At 69.6% G+C, this 26422-nt stretch carries 23 protein-coding genes; 8 read left to right on the top strand and 15 right to left on the bottom strand.

Annotation, left to right across the window (positions count from 1 at the left end; genetic code table 11):
• Positions 1–77: 77 nt before the first annotated feature.
• Together K9D25_RS20465 and K9D25_RS20470 are read right to left on the bottom strand one after the other, a co-directional pair.
• Positions 78–398 (bottom strand): head-tail adaptor protein, encoded by a 321-nt coding sequence (locus K9D25_RS20465; protein ID WP_244377860.1) that lies wholly within the window; start codon positions 396–398, stop codon positions 78–80.
• Positions 395–961, bottom strand: coding sequence for a head-tail connector protein (locus K9D25_RS20470; RefSeq protein ID WP_244377862.1), 567 nt, complete (start codon positions 959–961; stop codon positions 395–397). The genes K9D25_RS20465 and K9D25_RS20470 overlap by 4 nt, the downstream gene beginning before the upstream one ends.
• Before the next feature lie 84 nt (positions 962–1045).
• Here K9D25_RS20470 and K9D25_RS20475 point away from each other — a divergent pair, with 84 nt between their 5' ends.
• Positions 1046–1765, top strand: a complete 720-nt coding sequence (locus K9D25_RS20475) for a S1 family peptidase (protein WP_244377863.1) — start codon at positions 1046–1048, stop codon at positions 1763–1765.
• Positions 1766–1876: 111 nt separating this feature from the next.
• Here K9D25_RS20475 and K9D25_RS20480 read toward each other — a convergent pair whose 3' ends face one another.
• Positions 1877–2200, bottom strand: a complete 324-nt coding sequence (locus tag K9D25_RS20480) for a low molecular weight protein tyrosine phosphatase family protein (protein ID WP_244377864.1) — start codon at positions 2198–2200, stop codon at positions 1877–1879.
• Between the two features lie 297 nt (positions 2201–2497).
• On the opposite strand from K9D25_RS20480, the gene K9D25_RS20485 reads away from it, so the two are divergent.
• Together K9D25_RS20485 and K9D25_RS20490 are read left to right on the top strand one after the other, a co-directional pair.
• Entirely contained in the window at positions 2498–2722 is a 225-nt protein-coding gene (locus K9D25_RS20485; protein WP_244377865.1) for a hypothetical protein, read from the top strand.
• Positions 2723–2793: 71 nt separating this feature from the next.
• A complete protein-coding gene (locus K9D25_RS20490; protein WP_244377866.1) occupies positions 2794–3021 on the top strand; it encodes a hypothetical protein in 228 nt (75 codons plus the stop codon).
• 98 nt (positions 3022–3119) lie between these two features.
• On the opposite strand, the gene K9D25_RS20495 is transcribed toward K9D25_RS20490, so the two are convergent.
• From K9D25_RS20495 to K9D25_RS20525, 7 genes are all read right to left on the bottom strand, one after another.
• Positions 3120–4364: a phage major capsid protein gene (locus K9D25_RS20495; RefSeq protein ID WP_244377868.1), complete on the bottom strand. Its 1245-nt coding sequence runs from the start codon at positions 4362–4364 to the stop codon at positions 3120–3122.
• A gap of 551 nt (positions 4365–4915) precedes the next feature.
• Positions 4916–5497, bottom strand: coding sequence for an HK97 family phage prohead protease (locus K9D25_RS20500; protein WP_244377870.1), 582 nt, complete (start codon positions 5495–5497; stop codon positions 4916–4918).
• Positions 5494–5676 (bottom strand): hypothetical protein, encoded by a 183-nt coding sequence (locus K9D25_RS20505; RefSeq protein ID WP_244377872.1) that lies wholly within the window; start codon positions 5674–5676, stop codon positions 5494–5496. Before K9D25_RS20505 ends, K9D25_RS20500 begins: the two co-directional genes overlap by 4 nt.
• On the bottom strand, positions 5673–5861 hold the full coding sequence (locus K9D25_RS20510) for a hypothetical protein (protein ID WP_244377874.1): 189 nt from the start codon (positions 5859–5861) through the stop codon (positions 5673–5675). Before K9D25_RS20510 ends, K9D25_RS20505 begins: the two co-directional genes overlap by 4 nt.
• Positions 5862–6111: 250 nt before the next feature.
• Entirely contained in the window at positions 6112–7272 is a 1161-nt protein-coding gene (locus K9D25_RS20515; RefSeq protein ID WP_244377876.1) for a phage portal protein, read from the bottom strand.
• A 58-nt stretch (positions 7273–7330) separates the two neighbouring features.
• The gene (locus K9D25_RS20520) at positions 7331–8641 is read right to left on the bottom strand and encodes a DNA-packaging protein (RefSeq protein ID WP_432207962.1); all 1311 of its coding nucleotides are present in this window, start codon (positions 8639–8641) and stop codon (positions 7331–7333) included.
• A complete protein-coding gene (locus tag K9D25_RS20525; protein ID WP_244377879.1) occupies positions 8607–9221 on the bottom strand; it encodes a hypothetical protein in 615 nt (204 codons plus the stop codon). Before K9D25_RS20525 ends, K9D25_RS20520 begins: the two co-directional genes overlap by 35 nt.
• A 760-nt stretch (positions 9222–9981) precedes the next feature.
• On the opposite strand from K9D25_RS20525, the gene K9D25_RS20530 reads away from it, so the two are divergent.
• Both K9D25_RS20530 and K9D25_RS20535 read left to right on the top strand, forming a co-directional pair.
• Complete coding sequence (locus tag K9D25_RS20530; protein WP_244377880.1) at positions 9982–10512, top strand: hypothetical protein; 531 nt, start codon at positions 9982–9984, stop codon at positions 10510–10512.
• The gene (locus tag K9D25_RS20535) at positions 10509–10718 is read left to right on the top strand and encodes a TOBE domain-containing protein (protein WP_244377882.1); all 210 of its coding nucleotides are present in this window, start codon (positions 10509–10511) and stop codon (positions 10716–10718) included. Before K9D25_RS20530 ends, K9D25_RS20535 begins: the two co-directional genes overlap by 4 nt.
• Before the next feature lie 576 nt (positions 10719–11294).
• Here the strand turns inward: K9D25_RS20535 and K9D25_RS20540 are convergent.
• Positions 11295–11864, bottom strand: coding sequence for an NADPH-dependent FMN reductase (locus K9D25_RS20540; protein ID WP_244377884.1), 570 nt, complete (start codon positions 11862–11864; stop codon positions 11295–11297).
• A 255-nt stretch (positions 11865–12119) separates the two neighbouring features.
• On the opposite strand from K9D25_RS20540, the gene dcd reads away from it, so the two are divergent.
• A complete protein-coding gene (gene dcd, locus K9D25_RS20545; protein ID WP_244377886.1) occupies positions 12120–12677 on the top strand; it encodes a dCTP deaminase in 558 nt (185 codons plus the stop codon).
• 6 nt (positions 12678–12683) lie between these two features.
• Here dcd and K9D25_RS20550 read toward each other — a convergent pair whose 3' ends face one another.
• Complete coding sequence (locus K9D25_RS20550) at positions 12684–13064, bottom strand: DUF6481 family protein (RefSeq protein WP_244377887.1); 381 nt, start codon at positions 13062–13064, stop codon at positions 12684–12686.
• Positions 13065–13176: 112 nt separating this feature from the next.
• Here K9D25_RS20550 and K9D25_RS20555 point away from each other — a divergent pair, with 112 nt between their 5' ends.
• Entirely contained in the window at positions 13177–14076 is a 900-nt protein-coding gene (locus K9D25_RS20555; protein ID WP_244377889.1) for a DMT family transporter, read from the top strand.
• 24 nt (positions 14077–14100) lie between these two features.
• Here K9D25_RS20555 and K9D25_RS24970 read toward each other — a convergent pair whose 3' ends face one another.
• The 3 genes from K9D25_RS24970 to K9D25_RS20580 all read right to left on the bottom strand — a co-directional run bounded on the left by K9D25_RS24970 (position 14101) and on the right by K9D25_RS20580 (position 24455).
• Positions 14101–23178 carry an autotransporter-associated beta strand repeat-containing protein gene (locus K9D25_RS24970; RefSeq protein ID WP_279613763.1) on the bottom strand — a complete coding sequence of 3026 codons (9078 nt, stop codon included), beginning with the start codon at positions 23176–23178 and terminating at the stop codon, positions 14101–14103.
• A gap of 261 nt (positions 23179–23439) precedes the next feature.
• Positions 23440–23532, bottom strand: a complete 93-nt coding sequence (locus K9D25_RS20575) for a superoxide dismutase family protein (protein ID WP_432207963.1) — start codon at positions 23530–23532, stop codon at positions 23440–23442.
• A 161-nt stretch (positions 23533–23693) separates the two neighbouring features.
• Positions 23694–24455: an FCD domain-containing protein gene (locus K9D25_RS20580; RefSeq protein ID WP_244377891.1), complete on the bottom strand. Its 762-nt coding sequence runs from the start codon at positions 24453–24455 to the stop codon at positions 23694–23696.
• 220 nt (positions 24456–24675) lie between these two features.
• On the opposite strand from K9D25_RS20580, the gene K9D25_RS20585 reads away from it, so the two are divergent.
• Positions 24676–26361 carry an L-lactate permease gene (locus K9D25_RS20585; RefSeq protein WP_244377893.1) on the top strand — a complete coding sequence of 562 codons (1686 nt, stop codon included), beginning with the start codon at positions 24676–24678 and terminating at the stop codon, positions 26359–26361.
• The last annotated feature ends 61 nt before the right edge of the window (positions 26362–26422 follow it).

The raw sequence follows: 26422 nt of genomic DNA on the forward strand, positions 1-26422 counted from the left end.
CCCGACCGCAGCGGCGGGCATCAGCTGCGCCAGCCGGCGACGCAGCGCCTCCAGCCCGCGCAGACGAGTTGCGAATTTCATGGCGTCTCCTCCCGGCAATCGCAGATGAGAAAGCGCCCGCGCCCGTCCGGGTCGCTCACCGCCTCGACGAGGAAGCGCCGGGTGCCGAGCCGCAGCCGGTCGCCCGGCTGCACCGTGGCGGGCGCGCGCAGCGTGATGGTGTGGGCGAGCACCGCGCCGGGCCGGTCGGCGATGTCCCCCGCCGCGCCGCGCGTCGCGATCGCCCCCCACAGGCTGTCGACGGCGAGGAAGCTGCGGGTGACGCCGCCCATGCCGTCCGGCATCTCCACCGGCGTTTCCTGCACCAGCCGGTGCCTCAAGGCCCCGATGCCGCTCATAGCCGCGCCACCCGGAACGGCGCCACCAGCGCGTCGAGCCGGGCGGGGAAGGCCGCACCGGCCCCGGCGACATCGCGGTGCTCGTAGAAATGGGCAAGAACCACCCGCACCGCCTCCACCAGCGGCGAGGGCACATGGTCGGCGTTCGGCCCATGGCCGGCGGTGATGTCGAGCGCGATGCCGGCGAGCGGGCGCGTCGGGTTGGGCACGGCGCCCCGCGCAACCCGGATCAGCCCCGGCAGCCGCGCCGTGTCGAGCGTGAAGGCGTCGAGCGGCAGCGCGGTTTCCGTGCCATCGGCGGCGATGAGGCGGGCGGCGGTGAGCGCTTTCAGCGGGTTCGCCGGCACCGCGATCAGGCCGGAAGCGGGCCAGGCATCGCGCACGAGCCGCCAGCTCTGCTCGATCAGCACGCGGCGCGTCAGCGCCTCCACGGTTGCCCGCGCGGCGGTGATAAGCGAGGCGATCAGCGCGTCCTCGGCGCCGTGATCGACGCGCAGATAGGTCTTGGCCTCGGCGAGCGTCAGCGGCTCGACTAGAGGCCCGGCGAGAAGGATCGCGGGCATGGTGCCTCTCTGTGTGAAGGGGTTCGCGATTGACCTTGCGGCCGGGCGCGGCCACAACGGCGCGCCCTTGTCTGGAACGAGCCGATGCGCCTCCTCCTCTCCGCCGTCCTCACCACCCTCGCGCTCGCCACTCCCGCCCGCGCCATTGTCGGCGGAGGGCCGGCGGCGCCGGAGCTGGCGGCGGAGACGACGATGATCGTGTCGACGCGCGGCGCCACCTGCACCGGCGTGGTGCTGGGGCCAAACGTGCTGCTCACCGCCGCCCATTGCGTCGAGCCGGCGGCGGACTATGCGGTGGTGGTGTTCGACGCGGGCACGCCCCGGCTGATCCCGATCGACCGGAAGGCGGTGCATCCGTCCTTCGACCCGAACTCGTTCGAAACGCGCCGCCCGACGCCGGATCTGGCGCTCGTGCGGCTCAGCGAGCCGCTGCCCGCCAGCTTCCGCCCCGCCGCGCTCACCCGCGAGGTGGCGCTGCCGCCCAAGCGCACCGCCTTCACCGTCGCCGGCTATGGCGTGACCAAGGACGGCGATGGCAAAAGCGCCGGCACGCTGCGTGCCGTCACCCTGCCCAGCATCGGCACGACGGGCGGCATCATGGTCCGCCTGTCCGACGGCGCCGCCAAGGGCGGCTGCACCGGCGACAGCGGCGGCCCGGTGCTGATCGACGGCGTGGTCGCCGGCATCATCGGCTGGTCGACGGCGGCGGGCGGGGCGCGCGGCTGCGGCGGCGTCACCGGCGCCACGCTCATCGGCCCGCAGCGCGCCTGGATCGACGCCACCCTGCGGGGGATCGGGCGTTAGATCATTTCACTGTTTCACAGAAACAGAGAAATGATCTAACTCTTTGTTTTGTCGCGTTTTCTTCACGCGAACCGGTATCCACTTCGCTCGAAAACGCTCTGGAGCGAAGCCTCAGCGCAGGAACGGCCTCACCTTGCGCTCCAGCAGCGCCACCAGCGCCGGGTCCATGAAGGCGAAGCGGTCCGGTATGTCGAGGCACACCAGCCGCTTGTCCTTGAGCGCGGCGCGGTAGCGCGCCTGCAGCTTTTCCCGCTGCGCCTTCTCCATCACGAAGATGATGTCGGCCCAGGCCACGAGGTCGGCCGTCACGGGGGTGTCGGCATCGCGATTGGTGCCGGCGGACGCGACCTCAAGCCCCTCCCGCCCGGCGAAGACCTGCTCGGCAGTCGGGCTGCGCAGCCTGTTGCGGCTGCACACGAACAGAAGACGTGTCAAAGGCGGCTCCGCAAGTGGTCCTGCCCTGTAGCGGCCAGAAGCGGCGCGTGCAATCGTCACCTGCGCGGGTGCAGTGCCGGTCTCGGCCCGATTTTAAAGCGTGCACGACCTTATCGCTTACGCCCTTAGGCACGCCCACGCGCCTGCGCCAGAGCCAAACACGCAGTTGTTATTGCATTTACGCAATCCTATCGGCGCCATTTCGCAACTGGCCATGCGCCGGTGCCGGAACTAGCTTCTCCTCATGAACGGCGCGGCCGACACGGGCCGCCCACCCACTCTTCGGAGAAGATCAAAATGAACAAGATCCTCATCGCCGCCGTCGCCCTCGCCACCTTCGGTTCGGTTGCCGCCCAGGCTGCCGATGGCCGCGACGCCAGCACCTATGAGCGCGCCGCTTCGGTGCAGGCGGAAGCTGCCGCCCCCGTCGTCGAGGGCCGCAACGCCGCGGTCGCGGTGCCCGCCACCTCCGACGCCTACATCAAGCAGGCGGTCGAGGCGAACGCCCGCTCGACCAACTGATCTCCCACTTCCCCCCAAGGCCGGCGCCCCCAGGTGAGCGCGCGCCGGCCGCTTTTCAAGGAGTATCGACCATGAACAAGATCCTCATCGCCGCTGTCGCTTTCGCCACCCTCGGCGCCGTGGGCGCCCAGGCCGCCGGCCGTGACACCACCGTCTATGGCACCCACCCGGCCCCGCAGGTGCAGAGCCAGACCGCGCAGCCGGTCGTGGAAGGCCGCAACGCCACCGTGACCGTGCCCGGCACCTCCGACGCCTATATCAACCAGGCCGTCGAGGCGAATGCCCGCTCGACCAAGTGACCCGCTCGGCCAACTGAGCCGAACGGACCTTTCGAGACCTGACCGTCTTCTGGGGCGCCCCTTACCGGGCGCCCCATTTTTTTCGCGAGGCCGACGCCTCAGGCGGCGAATTTCAGCAGCTTGATGGCGTCGAAATCCTGCACCCCGCCGCCGACGCGCTTGGTGGTGTAGAACAGCACATAGGGCTTGGCGGAATAGGGGTCGCGCAGCACCCGCACCCCGGCGCGGTCGACCACGAGATAGCCGCGGCGGAAATCGCCAAAGGCGATGGAGAGGCTGTTCGCGGCGATGCCCGGCATCTCCTCCGCCTCATGCACGGGAAAGCCCATCAGGCTCGGCGGCGTGCCCGGCGCGCTGGGCGGCGCCCACAGATACTGGCCGTTCTCGTCTTTGAGCTTGCGCACCGCGCCCTGCGTGCGCCGGCTCATCAGGAAGCTGCCATTCTGCCGGTAGCCGGCCTTCACGGCGTAGACGAGGTCGACCAGCGGGTCGGAGGGGCTGGCGGCGGGGAAATCGCCGGCGGCGCCAGTGGCGAGGAAGCCGAGCTTGCCCCACGCCCAGGCGCTTTCCGCCACCGTGTCATAGGCGAGGAAGCCCTTGGGCTTGCCCACCCCGTCGCCGGTGACGAACGCCGTGCCTTCCTGGCTCGCGAAGGCGGCTTCCACCTCGATGGCGAGCCATTCGTCGATATTCACCGCCGAATCGTCCAGCAGCGTCTGCGTCGCCGCCGGCATGGCGTAGAGTTCCATCGCCGGAAAGGCGATCTCATCCAGCACCGGGCTGGCGGTCTGGCCGCGCGCGCCGGTTTCCGCCACCCAGCCGACCGCCGGGCCGGAGGTCATGAACGGCTTCTTATAGGTGCCGGCCGAGATCACCCTGACATCGGCGAGGGCGCGGATCGGCGACAGCGCCGTGAGCCGGCGGCCGATCTCGCGCTCGGTCTCGTTCGGCACGGTATAGCCGCCATCCGCGCCCACCCCGGCCGAAAGCGCCTTGGCCTCCAGCCGCTTGAGGCCCGCCGCCTCGCCGGTGCGGACATAGGCGTCGAACGCCGCCTTGTGCTCGCGCGCGGCGAGGTCGCTGACGGCATCGCCGCCGCCAAGCAGGGGCCGGCGGGCTTTCAGCACCAGCTCGTCGATCAGCGCCTTCTGCGCGTCGAGCGCGGCATTGATCCGCGTCACCTTGTCGTCGGCGACGACATCGCCGCCGCGCCGCTCCAGCGCGCCGAGCCGCTGGTCATTGGCGTCCTTGAACGCCTCGAAGGCGCTCATGAACTCCTCGAAGGCGGCCGAGACTTCCGGGCCGGCGGATTTGCATTCGGGGGCGATGGAGCTCGGCTGCATGGAGTTGATGTCCTGTTTGCAAGAAGTGAGGTCATCCCGGCGGCCGGCGCCGCCGGAGAGCCGGGATAGTGAGACGGAATGCGCGATGCCGGACCGGTGGGGCGGACCGTCCGGGATGACGGCGAAGGAAAAACGCTGCGCGGCGGCGTCGCCTGGCCGGGGCACGGGCGCGCGCCCCTCATCCCCGGGCTTGACCCGGGGACCCAGCCCTTCCGCCAGCTGCCGGCCAAAGTCTGGGTGGCCGGGTCAAGCCCGGCCATGAGAGCCCAAGGGGATTGCAGTCATGCTGAGGTGCCGGCGCCACGCGCCGGCATTGAGCCACGTGGGCCCTCACAGCACCGGCCGCAGCCCCGGCAGAGCGCGCAGGCGGCGCCGATCCGGGGCCCCTCCCCCTTCCTCATCCCCGGGCTTGACCCGGGGACCCAGTCTTTCCGCCAGTTGTCGGCCGAAAGTCTGGGTGGCCGGGTCAAGCCCGGCCATGAGGGCCCAAGGGGGATTGCCGTCATGCTGAGGTGCCGGCGCCACGCGCCGGTATTGAGCCACGCAGCCCCTCAGGCGAGAACCGGCCGCCGCCCCGGCAAGGCGCGCAGGCGGCGGGCGCCGCGGCGGATCGCGCCGGCCAGCGTGTCGCCGGCCCGCTTCACCGCCGCGATGCGCGCATCCGGCTGCATCGGAAAGGTGACGACCGACACCTCCCACAGATCGATGCGCGAGAGCCGGCGGACCCGTGTGCGCGGGTCGGTGCGGCCTTCCACCGCGCGAAAGCCGATGGACAGCCCGTCAATCGCCCCGGCGCGCATCAGCGCCAGCACCTCGCGGGCGCGGGCGACATCGAGGGTGAGCTGGCCTTTCACATAAAGCCCAAGGGAATCCTCGTGGAGACCGAGCCAGGTACCGATCGGCTCGGCCGGATCGTGCTGGAACAGCAGCCGCACCCCGCCGGCGCCACGCTCGGCCAGCGAGTGGGCGAAGGCGCCGGGCAGGATCAGGTCGCGGCCGAGATCGACGCGGCCGAACAGCGCCGCATAGCCCTCGAAGCGGCCATCGGGCGCGATGCGGGCGAGCGCGCCGGCAAAGGGCGCGGCCCCGGCCTTGGTCTCGCGCCGGGGGAAGGCGCGGGCGTCGAGGCTCATGCCGCCTCCCCCGTGCCCGGCCGGCGGGTGGCAGCTGCGCGTTCCAGCCGGCCGAGCGTGCGGCCGAACTGGCGAAACACCTGCGGCGCCTGCCCGGCCCGGTCCGGCGCTGGCAGAAGCGGGCCGAGCCCGTTGAAGCGGCCGGGCAGGAAGGCCCGGATGCGCGGGGTCGAACTCATGTCTCGTCTCCGAACTGGGCGTTGAAGCGCGCGATCTCGCGCACGAAATCATCGAACCGGCGCACCGCGCGGCCCAATTCGCGCAGCGCGACGGCAGCCAGCGCCGAGGCTCCCAGCGCCCACATCAGCAAGGCGAGATGGGCGATGTCGGCCTTGGCAGCGAAAGCTGTGATGAGCGGCTGCATGGGGTGTCCTCCTCGGCACGTTGGCGCCCAGCGCGGTCATGCGGCCCGAGCGCCGTCATCCCGGCCGAAGCGAAGCGCAGAGCCGGGATCGCGCGCCACAGCAGGCGCGCCATCGAAGATCGCCCCGCGCGCCCCCTCATCCCCGGGCTTGACCCGGGGACCCAGCCCTTCCGCTGGTGCGCGGCCAAAGTCTGGGTGGCCGGATCAAGCCCGGCCATGAGGGCGGTGTGGCGGGCAGAGGGTGAGGCCCTCACTCCCGCACCCCGTAGCCCACCGCCTGGCGCTTTTCGTCGTCGGTGAGGAAAGTGGCCTCGTTCACCCGGCGCCACAGCGCCTCGCGCTCGCCATGCAGCACCTCGATGGCGTCGAGGTCGGGCTCCAGCACCAGCCGGCCCGGCCCATAGGCGGGGCCGAGCCAGAGGCTGATCTCGTGCAGCAGCCGGCGGCCGAGCGGCAGGATGGTCTGGCGCCACAGCAACCGGCTGGCCTCGGCGTAATTGGCATAGGTGGCGTCGCCGGGAATGCCGAGCAGCATCGGCGGCACGCCGAAGGCGAGCGCGATCTCGCGCGCGGCGGCGTTCTTCGCCTCCAGGAAATCCATGTCGTGCGGCGAGAGCGAGAGCGGGCGCCAGTCGAGCCCGCCTTCCAGCAGCAGCGGCCTTCCGGCATTGCCGCTGCCGGCGAAATTCGCCTCCAGCTCCTCCTTCAGCCGGTCGAACTGCTCGTCGGAGAGATTGCCCGCCCCGCCATAGATCAGCGCGCCGGAAGGGCGCGCGGCATTGTCGAGCAGCGCCTTGTTCCAGGCGCCGGCGGCGTTGTGCAGGTCGAGCGCCATCTGCGCCGCCTCCAGCGGCGGGGCGCCATAATGGTCGTCGAGCGGGTTGAACAGCGCCACATGCAGGATGGGCGGCGGCACCCCCTCCTGTACGAAGCGCACGGAGCGCCCGCCCGCCGTGTAGTCATAGGCCTGCGCCCAGCCATCCGGACCGGGCACGACGCGCATGCGGTCCGGGCGCAGCACATGGAGTTCGCGCGGCGCGCCGCCGAGGCTCACCGCCTCGACATAGGCATTGCCGGCCAGCAGCAGATGCGCGGCGAGCGCCTCCATCAGCCCCGGCCCGGCAAGGCGCGCATTCGGCTGCGCCAGCAGGTCGAGCAGCGGATGGCTCGCGCTCTCGCGCCCGTCCTCGCTCAGCAGCGGGCGCAATTCGCCCATTCCCTGCGCGATCAGCCGCACGCAGCGATAGGCGATGGCGTTGCGCTGATAGCCCTCGCGGGCGAGCGCGCCATAGTCGCGCGGCGTCCATTGCGGCCGGTGGCCGGCGAGCAGCGCCACCAGCGCCTGGGTGCGCGAGGCTTTCGCCTCGGGCGGCACCGCCCGGCGGCCGAGGGAAAAGGGAAAGAGCTTCATCGAAGGGCTCCGGTCATCGGTTCAGTTTCGCGCAGGTCCGGCACGCAGGTCCGGCCCCTCACACCCGCCGCACCCGGGGCTCCGTCGCGCGGGGGCCGAGCGCCAGCGCGGTGATCGCCCAGACCAGCGCGTCGAGCCGGTCGGGCGAACGGCCGTTCGAGAGGCCGTCCGGGCCGAAATCACACATCTCGTCTTCCAGCGCCGGAAACGGGCCGACATGGCGCACCCGTCCCTGCTCGTAGAGCGCGGCCACCGGCTCGGCGCGCAGCCATTTTCCGCGCGTGGCGCGCACTTCGCTCACCGGCACGGTGGGGTCGATGCCGGCGAGGATGGTCCGCACCATCTCCCCGCCCTGGTTGACCTCCACCACCACCCGGTCGGCCTCCAGCTTCTGGAACAGGCCGATGGCGCGCCCGCCCCAGCCATTCGGCGAGAGGCCCTGCGCGCTCTCATCCGCCAGCACATGCACGACACCCGCCGCGTCGATCCCCGCCGCGAGAATGCCGCAGGCATCGGCCCGCCTGCCCGACGAGGCCGGCGGGTCGACCGCCACCACGATACGGGCCAGCGCCGGTGCCGCCTCCAGCCGCCCCGCCTCCAGGCCTGCGCGGTTCCACAGCGCGTCCGGCCGGTCCTCGATCAGCTCGCCGCCGAGTTCCTGCCGGCCGAGCCGCGTGCCGGCATAGCGGCCAACCACGGTGTCGAGAAAGCCCGGCGCCAGATGCGCGGCGTTCTCCGCTGTCCCCATGCGCGTCACCGCCGTGCGCGGGTCGGCGAGCAGGGCGCGGATCAGCGCGGTCGGGCGCGGCGTGGTTGTCACCATCTGGCGCGGCCGCTCCCCCAGCCGCAGGCCGAATTGCAGCATGTCGAAAGCGGCTTGGGCGTAGCGCCATTTCGCCAGCTCGTCGCACCAGGCGGCGTCGAATTGCGGCCCGCGCAAACTCTCGGGGTCGTCGGCGGAAAAGCCCTGCGCCACCGCCCCGTTCGGCCAGACGAGCCGGCGGCGCGTCGGCTCCCAGCTCGGGCGCTCATGGCGCGGATGGATAGCGAGCAGGCCGGAGACACCCTCCACCATCACATCGCGCAGATCGGCATGGCTTTCCGCCACCAGAGCGAGCCGCCCGGCCTTCGGCCCGGCGCCGCCGTGCACGAGGGCGCGCACCCATTCCGCCCCCGCCCGTGTCTTGCCGGCGCCGCGCCCGCCCAGCATCAGCCAGGTCAGCCAGTCGCCGCCGCCCTGCGCACGGTCGGGCGGGCGCTGCGAGGCCCGGCCGATCAGCGGCCAGTGATGGCGCAGCCAGTCGAGGGTCGGCGCGTCGAGCGCTTCCAGCGCCTCAGGCAGCCTGCCCGCCCGCCAGCACGCGCTCAAGCGTGCGGCCAAGCTCGCGTCGGAAGGCGTCGGCGTCGCGGTCGGCGTCATCGTCGCTCCCGTCGGGCTGTTCTCTGTCCAGTGCCGCGAGTTCGCGCAGCGCGCGCACGAGAATGGCCAGCGTGCGCGCGGCGCGTTCGCTGTCGGCCTGGCTCGCCTCCGGCCGCGCCGCGACGGCGAGACCGGCCAGCGCGACCAGCCGCTCCAGCGCGGCGATCTCGCGCTCGATGCGCCGCACCAGCCGGTTGATGAGCTCGCTGCGCGAGGCCGGCGCGGCTTCCGCCGGCGCCGCAGCGCCCAAAGTCCCGGGGACGGGAGGCGGGCCGGCGACCGGCGGGTCGTCGGTGAGAAGGTCTTGCGAGGTCGGGTCTTGCGGGGTCGTGTCGGCAAGCAGCGCGGGCGCGCCGGGAATGCGCGCCATGCGCGGCGTCCAGCCCCAGCGCTGCCGGCGGAGATTGAAGGTGGATTTGGAAATGCCGAGCAGGTCCGCCACCTGCTGCACCGGCACATTCGTGCGTTCATAGAGCCGTCGCGCCTCTTCCAGCGCTTCCGGCGAAACCGACCGCCCGGGAACCGACATGCCACCTCCGCCGCTTGAGCACGGAAACGAAAAAGCCGGCCCGAAGGCCGGCTGAAAAGGCACACCGCACGGGGGCTTGGGGTTTCACCCCCGCCGCTTCCGACGCAGTTGTGGAGCATGAGCGAAAGCTACCCCGCCAGCGCGACGCTGTCAAGGATTAATTTCCTAGTTTAGGAATTATGAGACCAATGATCGTGTCCAGGACCAGCGGCACAGCGTGCCCCGCCGATCCTGGAAAAGGGGCAGCTCTTCGGCCGAAACCCGCCCCCACGCCCCCTCATCCCCGTGCTTGACCCCGGGACCCAGCCTTTCCAACGGCACTTCGGGGAACGTCTGGGTGGCCGGGTCACGCCTGGTCCTGAGGACGCGCGAGCGGCAGCGGTGTCCCAGACCAGCGGCACAGCCTGCCGCGCCGATCCGGGACCCAGTGGAAGCTCTTCGGCCACATCCGGCCGCACGATAGCGCGCCCCCGGGCTCAACATCCTTCGAGGCTCGCTGTGCTCGCACCTCAGGATGACGTGGCTCATCATCACCAAGGCCCCGTCATGCTGAGGTGCCGGCGCTTGCGCCGATCCGGGACGAGAGGGAAGCTCTTCGGCCGACCCGGCTCCACACCCCCTCATCCCCGGGCTTGACCCGGGGACCAGCATTTCCAACGGCACATGGGGGAACGTCTGGGTGGCGGGCTCAGGCCCGCCCGCGATTGCGCCGGGCGGAGCCGTGCTATATCCATAAGAATATATCACACCGGTTCTCCCCATGCTCCCACGCCCTCTGCGTCTCGGCCTTGTTCTGCTGCTGCTCGGTGCCTCGCCCGCCAACGCGGCCGATCCGGTGACGCTGGCTGGCGCGGGCAAGGAGGAGGCGCTGTCGGTCGCGGCCCTGCGCGCGCTGCCGGCGGAAACGCTCACCGTCACCTACGCCACCGCCAAGGGGCCGGAGCGGGCGCGCTTCACCGGTCCGCGCCTGTGGGACCTGCTCGTCGCGCGGGGCCTGGTCGACACCGATCCCCACCGCGCCCTGCTGCGTAGCGTCATCGTCGTCACGGCGGGGGATGGCTACAGGCTGGTGCTGGCGGCGGCGGATCTGGCGCCCGATCTCGGCGATGCGCCCATTCTTCTCGCCCATACGCGTGAGGGCGAGCCGCTCGCCACCGCCCGTGCGCCGCGCCTCGTGGTGCCGGGAGACCGGCGCGGCGCGCGGCAGATGTTCGATGTCGCGCGGATCGAGGTCCGCGTGCTCGACGCGCCCCCTTCCCCACCCGCTTCGACACAGGAGAACACCCCATGAAGCTCAGCGCGCGCAACGTCGTCCCCGGCACCGTGGTCAAGGTCACCAAGGGCGCCACCACCTCGCATGTGCGCATCGATATTGGCGGCGGGCAGGTGCTCACCTCCTCCATCACCAATGAGGCGGTGGACGAGCTGGGCCTGAAGGAGGGCGGCAAGGCCTATGCCGTGGTCAAGGCCTCCGACGTGATGATCGCGGTGGATTGAACTCCTGATGTCCCGGACCAGCGGCGGACAGCGCCGCGCCGGCTGCGACGTACGGGGGAGTCTTCGGTCTAACGCCAGTCCAACCGCCCCCACGCCCCCCTCATCCCCGGGCGTGACCCGGGGACCCAGCCTTTGCAACGGCACATGGGGGAACGTCTGGGTGGCCGGGTCAAGCCCGGCCATGAGGGCGTGCAAGCGGCGGCGGTGTCCCGGATCGGCGCACCGCGCCGCGCCGATCGGAACGCGAGGGAGACTCTTCAGTCGAAACCTCCCCCCCCTCATCCCCGGGCTTGACCCGGGGACCCAGCCTTTGCAACGGCACATGGCGGAAAGCCTGGGTGGCCGGGTCAAGCCCGGCCATGAGGGCGCGCGAGCGGCGGCGGTGTCCCGGATCGGCGGACAGCGCCGCGCCGATCCGGCACCGAGGAGATGCTCTTCGGCCGAAGCCCGGCTCCATGCTCCCCTCATCCCCGGGCTTGACCCGGGGATCCAGCCTTCCCAACGGCACATGGCGGAAAGCCTGGGTGGCCGGGTCAAGCCCGGCCACCCGGGAGCCCGCAGGTCGCGTCAGCCGCCTCAGCCCTTGGCGTGGGCCGCCAGCAGGTGGATTTCCTTCACCAGCGCCTCGACGCCGCCGGTCAGGAACTTCACCGTCTTCTCGTCGGTGAAGGCGCCGTCCTTGAGCTTGTCGCCGACATTGGGAATGGCGAGGTGCGGATAGGCCACCACCCGCGCGCCCGCCGCGCTCAGCGATTCGCGCAGCGAGGCCTGGGCGCGGATGCCACCGGTGGAGCCGGGCGAGGAGGTGAGCACCAGCACCGGCTTGCCGAGCAGCGAACCCTTGGCATAGGGGCGCGAACCCCAGTCCACCGCGTTCTTCATCGCGCCCGAGGGGCCGTAATTATATTCCGGCGAGGCGAAGATCACCCCGTCCGCCGCCGCGATCGCCGCGCGCAGCGCCGCCGCGCCCGCCGGCTGGGTGGCGCCGTCCTCGTCCTGATTGTAGAGCGGCACGTCGTTCAGCGTCAGCACGGTGAGGTCCGCCGTCGGGGCGAGCGCGGCTTTCAGCGCTTCCAGCACGGCGGTGGAATAGGCGCCGGAGCGCAGGCTGCCGGAAATGCCGAGAAGCTTCGGACGGTCGGTCATTGCAGGGGAACTCCACGGGAAGGGTTGGGTCGGGGCGCCCAACTTGTGGCGGCGCGCGCCCGCGCTCAAGCTCTTTATTGCGATGCGGTGCAAAACCCGTCCTGCCGCCGCGCAATCCGTGGTGAGGGTGCCGGGGAAGCCGCATCAGGCATGGCATTTGCCGGTGGGTGAGGCCATGTTAGCACTCCCGCAGTGCGGGAGACCGCCCGTCTTCCAGGACCTCCTTGTGAGGGCCCCCTTTCGAGAGCTTTGCCCGTGATCCTGACCGACCGCGACATTCTCGACGCCATGGCCGAAGGCTCGGTGCTGATCGAGCCGCCGCCGCCGCCGGAATTCTACGCGCCCAACGGCGTCGACCTGCGGCTCGACGCAAGGCTCACCCTGTATCGCGACCCCGCGCCGGGCGAAGACCCGGTCATCGACCCCGCCGGGCCGGGCTACAGCTTCCGCGAGGCGATCACCCGCATGGCGGACGACATCGACATCGGCACGGAGGGTTTCGTGCTCGATCCCGGCCGACTGGTGCTGGGCTGGACGCTGGAGCGGGTCGACCTGCGCCCGGGGGCGCGGCTGGCGGCGCGGGTGGAGGGCAAGAGCTCGCTCGCCCGCATCGGCCTCATCGTCCACCTCACCGCACCCACCATCCACGCGGGATCGACGGGTCAGATCCAGCTCGAGATCATCAATCTCGGGCCGCGCCCCATCCGGCTGCGGGCGGGGATGAAGGTGTGCCAGCTGATCCTGGAGCAGACGCTGGGTGTGCCCCAGCGCGGCTATGGCGGGCAGTTCGCCGGCCAGCGTGCGGCCGGCTGAACGGCTTCAGCGGCGGCCGACGCGCTGCTTGCGGGCGGCGTAGCGCTCGTCGCGACGGGCCTTGGCGGCGGCGGCAGCGGCGGCGGCTTCCTCGATGGCGGCCGCCTTGGCCGCGATCTCGGCTTCCGCAGCGGCGGCAGCCTCGGCAGCCGCGGCTTCGGCGGCGAGCCGCGCGGCTTCGGCCTCGGCCTCCTTGCGGGCGGCCTTCTCGGCGGCCTTCGCCGCCTGCGCCGCCTGCCGCGCCTCAGCCGCCGCCTTGCGCTCGGCCGCGCGGGCGATCATCGCCGGGTCGTCCGGGCTCGGGCGTTCGGCAAGGCGGGACACCAGCCGGGCGCGGGCTTCGGCGGCATTCTTCTGGCGGTCTTTGAAGGAATCGACTGATTTCATGCCGCTTCCCTTATCTCTTTTTTGCGCCAATTGACAGCCGCCTGCGAGCAACTAGTTTCCGCGCGCGATCCGGCCATGCGAGCCGCCTCGCTTGGCGGGCGGTGTGCGCGTGATGAGTTCCAGAGACCTGGCCTCCTACCTGTTCCTGGCGCTCGTCTGGGGATCGTCCTTCGTGGTCATGGACCACAATATTCACGCCTTCGGCTGGGCTGGCTCGGTGGCGTTCCGCTCCTTCTTCGCGGCCGGAACACTCTACCTCGCCGCCCGCGCCTCCGGGCGGAAGCTGGATTTCTCCTGCGGCGCGTTTCCGCTGTTCGTGGTCGGTCTCGCCACCGTCGCCCTGCAGCTCGGGCTGATATCGTATGGCCTGCCACGCATCGGCACCGCCATGTCGGCGATCCTCGTCGCCACCATCCCGCTCTTCACCATGCTGATCGCGGCGGCGTGGGGGGTCGAGCGTTTCCGGCTCAGCGGGCTGGTCGGCATCGGGCTCGGCGCGGCGGGAATTGTGCTGCTGGTGGGCTTTCCGGCCCAGCCGGTGACGCCATCCTTCATCATCGGCTGCGCCGCGACGCTCGGCTCCACCCTCTCCGCCGCCTTCGGCAGTGTCTATGCCGGGCGGCGACTGGCGAAGACCGGCTCATGGGAGATCACCATCGGCGCGTTCTTCTTCGGCGGCGTGCTCATCCTGCCGCTGATCGCCTTCGTGCCGCTGCCGGGCGTGCCGGGGCTGCTGGATATCGCCTCCCTGCTGGTCGCCGGCGTGCTGATGAGCGCCATCACCTATGTGATCTTCTACCGGCTGATCGCCTCCATCGGCCCCACCCGAGCCATCAGCGTGGAATTCGGCGTCACCGGCGTCGCCGTGACCATCGGCACGCTGCTGCTCGACGAACCGCTCACCCTGCCGCAGGTCGCCGGCGGCGTGGTGATCGGCATCGGCTGCGCGCTGGTGCTCGGCGTCATCCGCCTCGGCCGGGCCGAGGCGGTGGTGGAACATCCCGGCGCCTGAGCGTCGGTCGCATTGCAGCCCCGCTCAGAAGCGGATCTGCAGCGCGCCGCTCACGGCGTTCTGCTGGGCGCTGGTGGCGATCTGCCCGTCATAGCGCAGGCTGAGCCGCGTGTTCGGGTTCAGCTCATAGGCCAGCCCGCCGCCGAAGATGAACGTATCCGTGGCGATGGGCGCTCCTTCGATGCTGAACGGCGCCGAGCCGGTGGCGAAGCTCATTACCGCCGCCGGCACGGTGTCGCCGAAGGCATGCTGCCAGCCCAGCGTGAAGCTGGCGGTGATCGGCACACCGTTCACGTCGATCTCCTGCCCGCCGCGCAGGCCAAGGGTCGAATAGAACGTGTCCATGGCGCCGGCATTCACACTCAGCGCCGAGTTGGAACCGCGCTCGACCGTGTTCCAGCCCTCGACATGCAGATAGGCGAGGCCGAGGAAAGGCTCCAGATCGACCGGCCCCAGCGGCAGGTCATAGCCGAGTTCGCCGAAGAGCTGGGCCGAGCCGGTATTGGCGTCGCTGCTGTTGGACGCCTGATAGCCAGGGAAGGCCACGCTGCGGGAGAACGACATGTCGTGCCAGGCATAGCCGCCACCGAGCCGCAGGGCCCACGGGCCCTGCTGGGTCGCGCCGTAGAGGCCGAGTTCGTAATTGTCCATGGAGCCGGAGGAGGCACGGCCCGACACGTCGAGCCAGGAGCGGCTATAGCTGCCATAGGCGCCGAGCCGCCAGTCGGCGGCAAAGGCCGCGTCGAAGCCGCCGACAAAGCCGCCGATCGAATCGGCAACCGCTGCCGCATTGCCGTCGGAGCCGATGGAGCCCTGCGCGCCGAAGCCCTGCATCCACATGACCGTCGCGCCATCGGCCCCGAGCCGCGCCGTCTGCGGCCCGTCGCCGGCATAGGCCAGCGGCGCACCGGCGCCCTCGAAAGAGGCCTGCCGCAGCCGCGCGCCCACCGCGTCGCGGGTGAACACGGATTGCTGCTGGATCACCGATGCGGTGGAGGCGTAGATCTCGCCGGAGAGGGCATCGAAGGCGATGTAGGCCTCGGACTTAAGCTGCGAGGCGACCGCGTCGTAAATCTCGTTGCCCGCGCCGAGCGACTCGACGCCATTGGCGGTGGCGACCTGGTTCCACGTGTGTGCCTCACGCCAGAACGGAATGTCCCGCCGCACGAGGTTCAGGATCACCTCCGTGTCGGTGTAGGACAGCAGGGGGTCGAGGAAGGCGAAATTGCTCGTCACCGTTCCGAAGAGGCCATGCACGCCGTCGCTGCCGGTCAGCACGGTATAGGTCTTGTAGTTGGCATAGGTGCCACGCTCGGCATGCAGCTCCAGGGTGCTGTCGAGATTGATGCCGACGGCGCCGGTGACGGCGAGCAGGTCGCTGCCCCGACCCGGCGAGATATCCACCCGATAGGTGGTGCCTGCCGCCAGCGTCAGCGTGCCATTGATGTTGAGAGTGCCCGGTGAGAAGCCGGGCGAGATGACACCGCCGTCGAGCACATCCACCGAGCCGATCGTGCCGACGCCGCCGAGAACGCCGTGCGCGCCGACGCGGAAGCTCACCTGCGAGTCGGTTCCGCGCCGCACCAGCACACGCGCATCGTCGGTCTCGACGACGCCCTTGTAATCCGAACCGGTGAAATCGACCGTGCCGCCGCCTTCCAGTTTGACCCGGCCGGTGCCGCTGAGCGCGACCGGGAAGGTGTAGCGCCCGGCAAGATCGTAGATCAGCGTGCCCTTGTTGACGATGGGGCCACTGAGCCAGCCAGCCGTACCGCCATCGCCGATCTGCAACGTGCCGCCATCGATGGTGGTGCCGCCCCCCGGCGCGGCGCTGCCGGTCAGAACCAGCGTTCCCTCGCCCTTGACCGTCAAAGTGCCCGTGCCGCCGATGATATTGGCGAAGGTGCCGGTGGATGCCTGATCGAAAACGAGGGCGCCATTGTTGAGGATGTTGCCCTTAAGCGAAGCGGTATTGCCCACCACCGTCCCGCCGAGAATGGCCAGTGCGCCATAGCTGTTGTCGCCGGTCAGGGTCAGGCGGCCGGCGCCGGTCTTGGCCAGCACGCCCGGTCCCGAGACGGTGCCGGAAAGGCTGAGGAAGAGGTCCGCGCCCACGTCGATCGACGCACCCGCGCTGCTCAAGGTCACGTCGCGCTCGGAGGAGAAGCTGTGCAGCACCTGGAGCGTGGCACCATTCAGCGCCAACGCGCTGCCCGCCTTGCCAAGGCTGTGATCCGCGTGCACCGCCAGGGTCGCGCCGGAGACGGAGGTGCCGCCGGCATAGCTGTTGATCCCGGCCAGTTCGAGCGCTCCGCCACCGGCGACGTAGAGCGCGCCATTGCCCCCGACCGTGCCGGTGAGCGTCAGCGTGACGCCCGTGCCGACGCTGAACCCGCCGCTGGCGTTGAGCGTCACCGTACGCGCGCTCGTGAAGGAGGCGGTCGGCGCCAGAATACCGCCGCTCAGCGTCAGCGAACCGGCAGCCGCGCCGAGATTGGCGTCGGAAGCGACCTGCAAGCTGGCGCCGGCGCCGATGGTCGTGCCGCCGGCATAGCTATTGGCGCCGGCGAGGGCGAGCGTGCCGGCACCAATTTGCGTCACCGCGCCGCTGCCGGAGATGACGCCGGCAAAGGTCACGGCGTCGCTGCGGTTAAAGACAAGCGTTCCGTCATTGGCGACATTGCCCGCGATGGCGCCTGAGGTGCCGCCATTGCCGAGCACCAGCGTGCCGGCGGTGATGCGCGTGCCGCCGGTGTAACTGCCGGTGCCGGTCAGCACCAGCGCACCCGTACCCGCCTGCACGAGTTCTCCGGTTCCGGAAATGGCACCGACATAGAGGATGTTGTCGGAGCGGTTGAAGGCCAGCGTGCCGGCGGTCGCGACATTGCCGGCGAGCGTTCCCGAGGTGCCGCCGTCGCCGATCTGCAACGTGCCGGCTTCCACCACTGTGTTGCCGGCGTAGCTGTTGTTGCCCGTCAGCACCAGCGTGCCAAGGCCGCTCTTGGTGAAGCTCCCCGCGCCGTTGATCGCACCGGACAAGGTGAGCACCGCCGCATTGGCGACGCTGATCGTGCCGCCGCCGATCAATGTCACCGTGCGCGCGCTGGCGAAGCCGAGATCGGCGGAGAGCGTACCGCCGCCGAAGATGAGCCCGCCCGTCGATGCGCCGAGTGCCGCGTCGGCGGTTACATGCAGCGTGCTGCCGGGACCGATGCCGGTGCCGCCGGAATAGCTGTTGCTTCCAGTCAGGAACAGGTCGCCGGCGCCGATCTGCACGACGGCACCGCTGCCGGAAATCGTGTTTGCGACCACCGTCTGATCCGAGCGTGCAAAGGCAAGTATGCCGTTATTGACGATGGGACCGGCCACCTGCCCCGTGGTCCCGCCATTGCCGATCTGCACCGCGCCCTGCTGGATTTGCAGGCCGCCCAGGCTGTCAATGTCGCCGGTGACGATCAGCGCGCCGGTGCCGGCCTGCACCACGGTGCCCTGGCCGGAGACGTTGTTGGCGAAGATGAAGCTGTCGCTGCGGTTGAAGGCCAGCGTCGCGTCATTGACGATGGCACCGCCGACCGAGCCCGTGGTGCCACCATTGCCGAGCTGCAGCACGCCGGCGCGGATGGTCGTCGTGCCGGTATAGCTGTTGTCGGCGGCGAGAATCAGCGTGCCGTCGCCCTGCTTCGTCAGCCCGCCGGTGCCGGCGACCGCCGAGGTGAGCGCCAGCGTGGTGCCGGTGGCCACCTGCAGCGTGCCGCCGCCGACCACAAGAAGGCTGCGCGCGGTGGTGAAGCTGCCCGTGGTGGAGAGCGTGCCCGCCTCCAGCGTCACCGCCCCGTCGACCTGGCCCAGATTGGCATCGGCGCTCACCTGCACCGTGCCGGCCGAGACCAGCGTGCCGCCGGCATAGCTGTTGGTACCGGTGAGCGTCAGCGTGCCGCTGCCGATCTGCGTGACCCCGCCCGCGCCGCTGATGGTGCCGGAAAAGGTGATGGCGTCCGAGCGATGGAAGGCGAGCAAGCCGTTATTGACGACATTGCCGGCAAGGCTCCCCGAGGTGCCGCCATTGCCGATGATGAGCCCGCCACCGGAAAGAGTGGTGCCACCGGAATAGCTGTTGGCGCCGGTGAGGACCAGCGTGCCCAGACCCTGCATCACCACGCCACCGGCTCCGCTGATGGTTCCGGAAAACACGGTGCTGGCGGCGCTGTAGTTCAGTTGCAGCGTGTAGTTCTGCAGGTCGACCGTGCCGCTGCCCGCGAGCGAGCCGATGCCCTCATTGGCGCCCAGCTGCAGCGTGCCGGCCGCCTCGATGCGCACGGCGGATGTGTCGGAGATCGCGGCGCCACCCTGCACTTGCAGCGTGCCCTCGGCGATTACCGTCTCCCCGGCATAGGTGTTGGTGCCGCTCAGCACCAGCGTGCCGAGCCCTTCCTTGCGCAGGCCACCCGTGCCGCTGACGGTGCCGGAAAGACCGAGCGTTTCGCCCGCCCCCGGCTTCAGGCTGCCGAAGCCCTCGATTACCACCGCGCTGCCAAGGGTGAAGGAGCCGGTCGTTTCCAACCCGCCGCTGGAGAGGGTCAGTACATTGCCGGCGTCGCCGAGGGACGCCGCGCTGGCGACGCTGATAAAGCCGCCGGAAATCCTGGTGCCGCCGACATAGCTGTTGCTGCCCGTAAGGACGAGCGTGCCGGTGCCGACCTTCTCGATGCCGCCCGTGCCGGTGATGGGCGCGCTGATCGTCGCGGTGACATCATGCCCCTCCACCCACAGCACGCCGCCGCCATTCACATGCAGGCTCGATGTCGGCTCCGTGCCATCGGCTTGCAGAACATAGCCGTCGCTAACGAATTCCAGCTTCTGGAAGGTCTGTTCGCCACGCACGGTGACGGTGCCGGCGGTGCCGGTGAAGATGCCGGTCTCTCCACCCCACGGAATGGTCTGGCCGGACGAGGCGAGATACCAGGTGTCCCCTGTCGACGACCAGGTGCCGGAGCCGCCGAAGCTGGTTCCACCGTCCGTGGTCCAGATCTGCAGGGGGCTGGTATCGCGCAGCAGCAGGTTAACATGGCCGGGATTGCCGGTCTCGATCGTGCCGGTATAGGAACCGGAATCGACAAGACCCGAGAGATCGACCGAAGCGAAGCTGCCGCTAGTGCTGCCGGTATAGGTGAAGACGCGGTAGATGCCGGCGCCATGCACCGCCTCGCCGGACACGCTCAGCGTGCCGCCAAGCGCGAGATCGCCGCTCACCTCGGCCACGCCGGTATTCCCGCCAACGCCCAGCGCCAGCGCCACATTGGCCGTGTTGGCAAGGGTGAGCGAGCCCGTGACGAGCGCGATATGCTGCGGGTTGGGTTGTCCCATCACCCCGCCGGCCAGCGTGCCGCCGGCCAGAACCGACACGGTGCCGGCAATGGTGCCGAAGCCTTGCAGCGTCGCGCCATCGGCGACACTAACCGAACCGGTCGCCAAAGTGGCGCCATAGAGCCCCAGCGTGCCGGCCGCCACCGACGTGCTGCCGGCGAAGCTGCTGGCGCCCGACAGGGCGAGTTCGCCGTCGCCGCTTTTGGTCAGGTTGCCGCTGCCGCCGATGACGCCTTGCAGCGTCAGCACGCTGCCGGTGGCGACATCGACCGTGCCGTTGCCGGCCCCCAGCGTCACATTCCGCGCGGAGGTGAAGCTGGCCGTAATCGCCAGCGTGCCGCCGTCGAGCGTCACCCCGCCGATGGCTGCGCCGAGATTGCTGTCGGCCGACACCAGCAGCGTGCCGGCGGACACAAGCGTGCCGCCGGTGTAACTGTTGGCGCCGCCCAGAACGAGCACACCATCGCCGGACTTGACCAGTTGCGAGGGCGAACTTTCGCTGATGGCGCCCGTCAGGGTCAGCGTCTGGCCGGCCGAGACCGCAATGCCGCCGGCTCCGGCGAGCACGACCTGGCGCACACTGCTGAAGGAGCCGGTGACGGCCAGCGTGCCGTTCGCGAGGCTGATGCCGCCACTCGCCGCGCCGAGATTGCCGTCGCTGCCGACCGACACCATCGAGCCATTGCTGATCGCGGTGCCGCCGGCATAGGTGTTGGCGCCGGACAGGGTCACCGTGGCGCCGCCCACGGCGCTCACGCCGCCCGTGCCCGAGATCGCTCCGCCGAAGCTCTGCGACGTGCTGGCATTGAAGGCGAGCGTGCCATTATTGAACACATCGCCGGCCACCGAGCCCACAAGAACCCCGCTGCCGAGGTTCAGCGTGCCCGCCGTGATGGTGGTGCCGCCGGTATAGGTGTTGGCGGCGGTGAAGGTGACCGGCGCGTTGCCGGCATTGACCGTCACCCCGCCCGTGCCGGAGATCACCTCCGACATTAAGAGGTCTTGCTCCGGCTTCAGAACAAGCGTGCCGTTATTCTCGATGGGCGCGGCCTGGAAGCTGGTGGCGGAGGCGCCGTCGCCGATCTGCAGCGTCCCGGCGGCGATGGTAAGGGCCGAGAGGTTGTAGCTGCCGGTGAGAACCGTCGTGCCCGCGCCCTGCTTGACGAGGCTGCCATTGCTGATCGAGCCGCCAAAGCCCGTATTGGCGCCGTTGCCACCGAAGCTGAGCGTGCTGCCCGCGAGCAAGACCACGCCGCTGCCCGCCAATCCGCCAATGGTCTCGCTGGCCTGCAGCTGCAGTTGCGCGCCGCCGGCCACCGTCACCTCCGTCTGATCGCTGAGCGCCGCGCCGCCGGCCAGAACCAACGCGCCCCCGGTAACGAAGGTCGGCCCGGTGAAGCTGTTGCTACCAGAGAGCGTCAGCGTGCCGGTTCCCGCCTTCACCAGGCTGCCACCGACGCCGGAAATACCGCCGGAAAAGGTGAAGTCACTAGACGAGTTGACAGTGAAGGACGCACTGCCGAGGACCAGACTGCCGTCGCCGCTGAGGCCCGCCACGGTCTGGTTCGAACCGAGTTGCAGGGTGGAGCCCGCACCGCCGGAGAAGGCGACGATGGTGCCCGAACCAAGCACCGACTGGGAATCGAGCACCAGCGTGCCGCCCTCGATCGTCAGCGCGCTCACATCCGCATTGACACCTTGCAGGGTCAAGGTGCCCGAGCCGGTCTTGGTGAGGTTGCCCGTGCCGGCGAAACTCCCGTAGAAGGTGGACGAGGCGTTGTTAGCGCCGACCGTGAGCGTATTGGTGCCGATAATGATGGCGCCCGTGCCCGCGAGGCTCCCGGTCGTAATGGAGGTGTTGATCTGGAGGGTCGCGCCCTCCTGGACCGTCACCGTCCCGTTGGAGCCCAGCGCCGTGGCGGAACCGGCGATCAGCGTGCCGGCGGCGATCGTCACCGGGCCGGTGAAGCTGTTGGCGCCGCTCAACAGCACCGCGCCCGGCCCGGCAAGGGTGAGACCACCGCTGCTGCTGCCATCGCTGATGTTGCCGCTGATCGTGCCGCTCACGCCATAAGGGGAGAAAATGGTCACACTGCCCGCGAGGGTGACAGCGCCCGTGAGATTTGTTGGCGGCCCATCCCCGTCAACAGCGAATTCGAGCGTGGTGCCATCTTCGAGGTTCAGCGTGCCCGGCACCACACCCAATGGGAAGGTGCCACCGACAGAGAGCGTGCCCTGCTGGACCGTGGTGGTCCCCGTGTATGTGTTGCTGGCGCCCAGGGCGAGCATGCCGCCGCCGGTGAGGATCAGATTGCCGGGCCCCTGGATTTCCCCGCCGAGGATGAGCACCGTGCCATTTTCGACGTCGAAGGTCGCGCCCGGGCCGCTGCCGCCGCTCAACTGGATCGGCTGGTTTATCGACATGGAGGCGGTCGTGGTCAGTTGGCCGGAATTGCTGATGGTCAGCGTGCCATAGCCGCCAAGCGACAGCGGGTCGGCGATCGACAGGGCGCCGTCCTGGATGTCCCAGCTGACCAGGCTTTCCGGCTCATTGAGCAGCGTCCAGGAGGCCCCATCGATGACGGTGTAGAAGGAGAAATTGGTGATCGCAGAGCCGATCGCGCTGACGTCGAAGATTCCCGGCGAGGAGCCGCCAAGCGCCAGCGCGCCGCCACCCTGGGCGTAAATACCGCCGCTCTGGTTGTAGGTCGAGGTGAGGACGAGCCAGTTGCCCTGCCCGGTGATGTAGACCGCCAGCGCCTGGCCGGAAGGATTGCCGCCCTGCGTGCCGCCGGTGGCGCTGCCGGCGAGTGTGACGACGTTGTTATCGCCGGAAATGAGGATACCGGCCCCGCCGGACCCGCCGGTACCGGACAGCGAGATGCCGCCATCACCACCGGTGACCTGCGCACCGGCCTCGATGATCACATTGGCGGCCGTGCCGGCAACTTCGAGCCCGCTGCCGCCGATGCCCCCGAAGGTCGGGAGATGTCCATGCCCGCCAATGCCGCCGTCGCCGCCCTTGGCTTCACCGAGAATGCCGGCGCCGCCGCCGGAGCCATAGAGGTAAAGGCCGGTGCCGCCATCGCCGCCATTCCCGGCGCCGCCCTGGAGCGGATAGAAAATACCGTCATTTTCCCAAATGATGGAAGCGCCGCTGCCACCGTCGCCGCCGTCGCCGCCCATCATCGCGTTCGGCAGGTTCAGCGTCGTTCCGGTCCCTTGGATTTGAATTGAGGCGCCATAACCGCCAGCACCCGGGCCGCCGCCACCGCCGGCGATACCCTGGATATCTTTGGCGTTGAACTCGCCGCCCTCGCCGCCGTCGCCGCCTTGGCCGCCGATCGCGTCCCCACTCGGCGCCTCGGTACCGAAATAGCCGTGCGCCCCGCCACCGCCACCGCCACCGCTGCCGCCGAGATCACCCTCGCCGCCATCGGTACCCGGCATGCCCGGAATGAACCCGCCGATCCCGGCATCGCCATTGATGGCAACGAATTCGGGTGAATTGCCCGCCGCGCCAAAACCGCCGGTCACACCACCACCGCCGCCACCGCCGCCGCCGCCGGGCGGCACTTCGAGATAGGGCGTGCCGTTGCCGCCAGGACCCGTGGGGTTGGTGGCGCCATTCATGGATTGACCGAGCGCCGGCGAGGCGACGAGGAGGGCGGCGGAGGCCATCAGGGCGGCACGGAGCGACACTACCGAACGCGGGGAACGCGAAACCCGAACCGTCATGCAACTCGCCCGCAGGGTCACAAACAACATCCTGCCCTGCCGGATGCGCCACGCTGAGCCCGTGAGGTCCGGCAGAACACTCCTGCGCGGCGCGGCAGCTTCCGAAGGCCGGCCACTCCGCGTCGGCGCAGTTTGGAAACACCATAGACACACAGGGAAACCGATCAACACGGACGTACCGTTCGGCCCCATCTTGTGCCGCACCGTGACCGGCCCGCCACGCGGCGCCGTCTGGAGATCTCCACCGTCCCCGGGCCGGCGTCAGGGACGCTCGATCACTCCGCAGGCGACGCGGTCGCCGGCCTTGCCGCCGGGCTGGCTCGAATAGTCGTCCGGGCCGGAATGGATCATCAGTGCCGAACCGTGCGGGTTAGAATATCACTTCGGCACGAGCGCCCGGGCCGGCTTGCCATCGCACCCGGCCTTTCAGCCCGCGGCCGCGCGCCGTCGCCCCTTGTCGGAGACTAACGTTACGGCAACCGGGCCGTTCCGCCCTTCCCGCGCTTTCCCCGCGCTCAGCCCGACAGCAGCGTCGACCGATTGAGCCGACGGACCGCGAGGTCGACCCGCGCCGCGTCGCGCCGTGTGCGGGCAACCGCATCGCCGGTGAAGGTGAGATGGTGGTGGATCGCCTTCTCCGCCGCCTCCGGGTCGGCGGCCACCACCGCCTCGCCGATCGCCTTGTGCTGGGCGAGCAGCGCCTCGCGGAAGGTGGCTTCGGCGAACAGGCTCGTGCGGTTGAAGAAAATGTCCCGGCGCAGCATCTCCGAGAAGGCGCGCATGACGTGCAGGATGACGAGATTGTGCGAGGCGGCATAGATCAGCCGGTGCAGCACGATATCCGCCTCCGCCTCGCGGTCGGGATCGCCGGCGGCGTGCGCGGCCTGCATTTCGGCCAGGCACTCGCGGATCGCCTGCCGCTCGGGCGCGGTGGCACGCACCGCCGCCAGCCCGGCCGCCATGCGCTCCACCGCCGTGCGGTATTCAAAGTAATCCGCCGTCACCTGCTCGTTGGATTGCAGCAACCCCGCCAGCGGATCGGTTAGGCCGGAAAGAAACTCGGTGACGCGCGTGCCCTCGCGGCTGGTGGCCAGCAGGCCACGCTGTTCCAGCAGGGCGAGGGCGTCCCGCAAGGACGGACGGGAGACTTCCAGCCGCTCGGCGAGGTCGCGCTCGCTGGCCAGCTTCTCGCCGGGGCGCAGCACGCCTTCGAGGATCAGCCGCTCGATATGCTCGGCAATCGCCTCCGCCAGCTTCGGTGTGTGCAGGCGCTCCACGCGCGCGTCCCCCCTCATGTCGCCGACGATCTTTCGGCTTGACCTTCGGTAAATGCCACGAAAGTCGAATCGTTGTCCAATTGACTTGCTCGGTAAATAAAACTTACCAAACAACACTTCATGATAATCTCCTTACCAAAGGAGGGCGGCACGGCAAAGACCGGGCCCAATCGGGAAAAAGCGGACCAAACCGCACACTCGTATCCCCGGAGAAACGCCCGTGACCTGGAATCAAGTCTACGACCCGTTCGGCAGCATGGCGCTGTCGACGCTGTTCGCCGCTGTGCCTATCGTCGTCATGCTCGTCGGCCTCGGCTTCCTGCATATGAAGGCGCATGTCGCTGCCTTTGCCGGGCTGGTTGCCGCCTTCGTCATCGCCGTGTTCTTCTTCGGCATGCCCGCCGAAAAGGCGGGGCTCGCCGCCGGTTACGGCGCAGCCTATGGGCTGATGCCGATCGGCTGGATCGTGCTCAACATCATCTTCCTGCACCAGCTGACCGAAGCCAATGGCTCCTTCACCACGCTGCAGCATTCCATTGCCGGCATCACCGGCGACCGTCGCCTGCAGCTGCTGCTCATCGCCTTTTCCTTCGGCGCCTTTTTCGAGGGCGCGGCAGGCTTCGGCACGCCGGTGGCGGTGACGGCGGCGCTGCTGATCGGGCTCGGCTTCTCGCCGCTCGCCGCTTCCGGCCTCTCCCTCATCGCCAACACCGCGCCGGTCGCCTATGGCGCGCTGGGCACGCCGGTCATCGCGCTGGCGGCGGTGACGGGGCTCGACCTGCTCGATCTCTCGGCGATGATCGGTCGCCAGTTGCCCTTCTTCTCGCTCATCGTGCCGTTCTGGCTCATCTGGGCGTTCGCGGGCTGGCGCGGCATGCTGGAAATATGGCCGGCGATCCTGGTGTGCGGCATCACCTTCGCCGTGCCGCAGTTCCTGGTCTCGAACTTCCACGGCCCGTGGCTGGTGGACGTGGTCGCCGCCATCGTCTCCATGGTGAGTCTCGTGCTGTTCCTGCGTGTCTGGCGGCCGAAGACGATCTGGACCTCGACCGCGCTGAAGGGCCGGCAGGGCAATGACGGTTCGGACGAGGTGGCGGCCAAGGCCAAGATCGACCCCACCCTTAGCCAGCGCCCCTCGACCGGCGATCTCGTCAAGGCGTGGCTGCCCTGGGCCATCCTCACCGTGTTCGTCTTCGCCTGGGGCGTCCCGCAGATGAAGGGCTGGCTCGACGGGATGTTCATCCAGAAGATTCCGTTCGAGGGCCTGCACAACCTCGTCTTCAAGGTGCCGCCGGTGGTGGCGACCGCGCATCCCGAAGCGGCGGTGTTCACCTTCAACATCCTGTCGATGACCGGCTCCGGCATCTTCGTGTCGGCGGTGATCGCCGGGCTGCTGATGGGCTTCTCGCCGCTGGGGCTGGTGCGCATCTATGGCCGCACGCTGTGGAAGGTGCGCTTCTCGCTCGCCACCATCGCCATCATGCTGGCGCTGGGCTTCCTCACCCGCTACTCCGGCCTCGACGCCACGCTCGGCCTCGCCTTCGCCACGACCGGGCCGTTCTACCCGCTGTTCGGCACGCTGCTCGGCTGGCTGGGCGTCGCGCTGACGGGGTCGGACACCGCCTCGAATGTGCTGTTCGGCGGCCTGCAGAAGATCACCTCCGAGCAGCTCGGCCTGTCGCCGACCCTGATGGCGGCGGCGAATTCCTCGGGCGGCGTCATGGGCAAGATGATCGACGCGCAGTCCATCGTCGTCGCCTCCACCGCCACCGGCTGGGTGAACAAGGAAGGCGTGATCCTGCGCTATGTGTTCTTCCATTCCATCGCGCTGGCGGTGCTGGTCGGCATGCTGGTGACGTTGCAGGCCTATGTCTGGCCGTTCAGCAACCTCGTCATTCACCATTGACGCCGGCGGGGGGAGGCGTATCAGCCTCCCCTCACATCATGACCTAAGGGCAGAAGGAGCG

The sequence above is a fragment of the Ancylobacter polymorphus genome, assembly GCF_022836935.1.
GTDB lineage: Bacteria > Pseudomonadota > Alphaproteobacteria > Rhizobiales > Xanthobacteraceae > Ancylobacter > Ancylobacter polymorphus_A.

What these genes read in the sequence shown, in the direction of transcription:
- K9D25_RS20465 (WP_244377860.1), bottom strand. Translation starts at nt 398, where the DNA reads ATGAGCGGCATCGGGGCCTTGAGGCACCGGCTGGTGCAGGAAACGCCG.
- K9D25_RS20470 (WP_244377862.1), bottom strand. Translation starts at nt 961, where the DNA reads ATGCCCGCGATCCTTCTCGCCGGGCCTCTAGTCGAGCCGCTGACGCTC.
- K9D25_RS20475 (WP_244377863.1), top strand. Translation starts at nt 1,046, where the DNA reads ATGCGCCTCCTCCTCTCCGCCGTCCTCACCACCCTCGCGCTCGCCACT.
- K9D25_RS20485 (WP_244377865.1), top strand. Translation starts at nt 2,498, where the DNA reads ATGAACAAGATCCTCATCGCCGCCGTCGCCCTCGCCACCTTCGGTTCG.
- K9D25_RS20490 (WP_244377866.1), top strand. Translation starts at nt 2,794, where the DNA reads ATGAACAAGATCCTCATCGCCGCTGTCGCTTTCGCCACCCTCGGCGCC.
- K9D25_RS20495 (WP_244377868.1), bottom strand. Translation starts at nt 4,364, where the DNA reads ATGCAGCCGAGCTCCATCGCCCCCGAATGCAAATCCGCCGGCCCGGAA.
- K9D25_RS20500 (WP_244377870.1), bottom strand. Translation starts at nt 5,497, where the DNA reads ATGAGCCTCGACGCCCGCGCCTTCCCCCGGCGCGAGACCAAGGCCGGG.
- K9D25_RS20505 (WP_244377872.1), bottom strand. Translation starts at nt 5,676, where the DNA reads ATGAGTTCGACCCCGCGCATCCGGGCCTTCCTGCCCGGCCGCTTCAAC.
- K9D25_RS20510 (WP_244377874.1), bottom strand. Translation starts at nt 5,861, where the DNA reads ATGCAGCCGCTCATCACAGCTTTCGCTGCCAAGGCCGACATCGCCCAT.
- K9D25_RS20515 (WP_244377876.1), bottom strand. Translation starts at nt 7,272, where the DNA reads ATGAAGCTCTTTCCCTTTTCCCTCGGCCGCCGGGCGGTGCCGCCCGAG.
- K9D25_RS20525 (WP_244377879.1), bottom strand. Translation starts at nt 9,221, where the DNA reads ATGTCGGTTCCCGGGCGGTCGGTTTCGCCGGAAGCGCTGGAAGAGGCG.
- K9D25_RS20530 (WP_244377880.1), top strand. Translation starts at nt 9,982, where the DNA reads ATGCTCCCACGCCCTCTGCGTCTCGGCCTTGTTCTGCTGCTGCTCGGT.
- K9D25_RS20535 (WP_244377882.1), top strand. Translation starts at nt 10,509, where the DNA reads ATGAAGCTCAGCGCGCGCAACGTCGTCCCCGGCACCGTGGTCAAGGTC.
- K9D25_RS20540 (WP_244377884.1), bottom strand. Translation starts at nt 11,864, where the DNA reads ATGACCGACCGTCCGAAGCTTCTCGGCATTTCCGGCAGCCTGCGCTCC.
- K9D25_RS20550 (WP_244377887.1), bottom strand. Translation starts at nt 13,064, where the DNA reads ATGAAATCAGTCGATTCCTTCAAAGACCGCCAGAAGAATGCCGCCGAA.
- K9D25_RS20555 (WP_244377889.1), top strand. Translation starts at nt 13,177, where the DNA reads ATGAGTTCCAGAGACCTGGCCTCCTACCTGTTCCTGGCGCTCGTCTGG.
- K9D25_RS24970 (WP_279613763.1), bottom strand. Translation starts at nt 23,178, where the DNA reads ATGACGGTTCGGGTTTCGCGTTCCCCGCGTTCGGTAGTGTCGCTCCGT.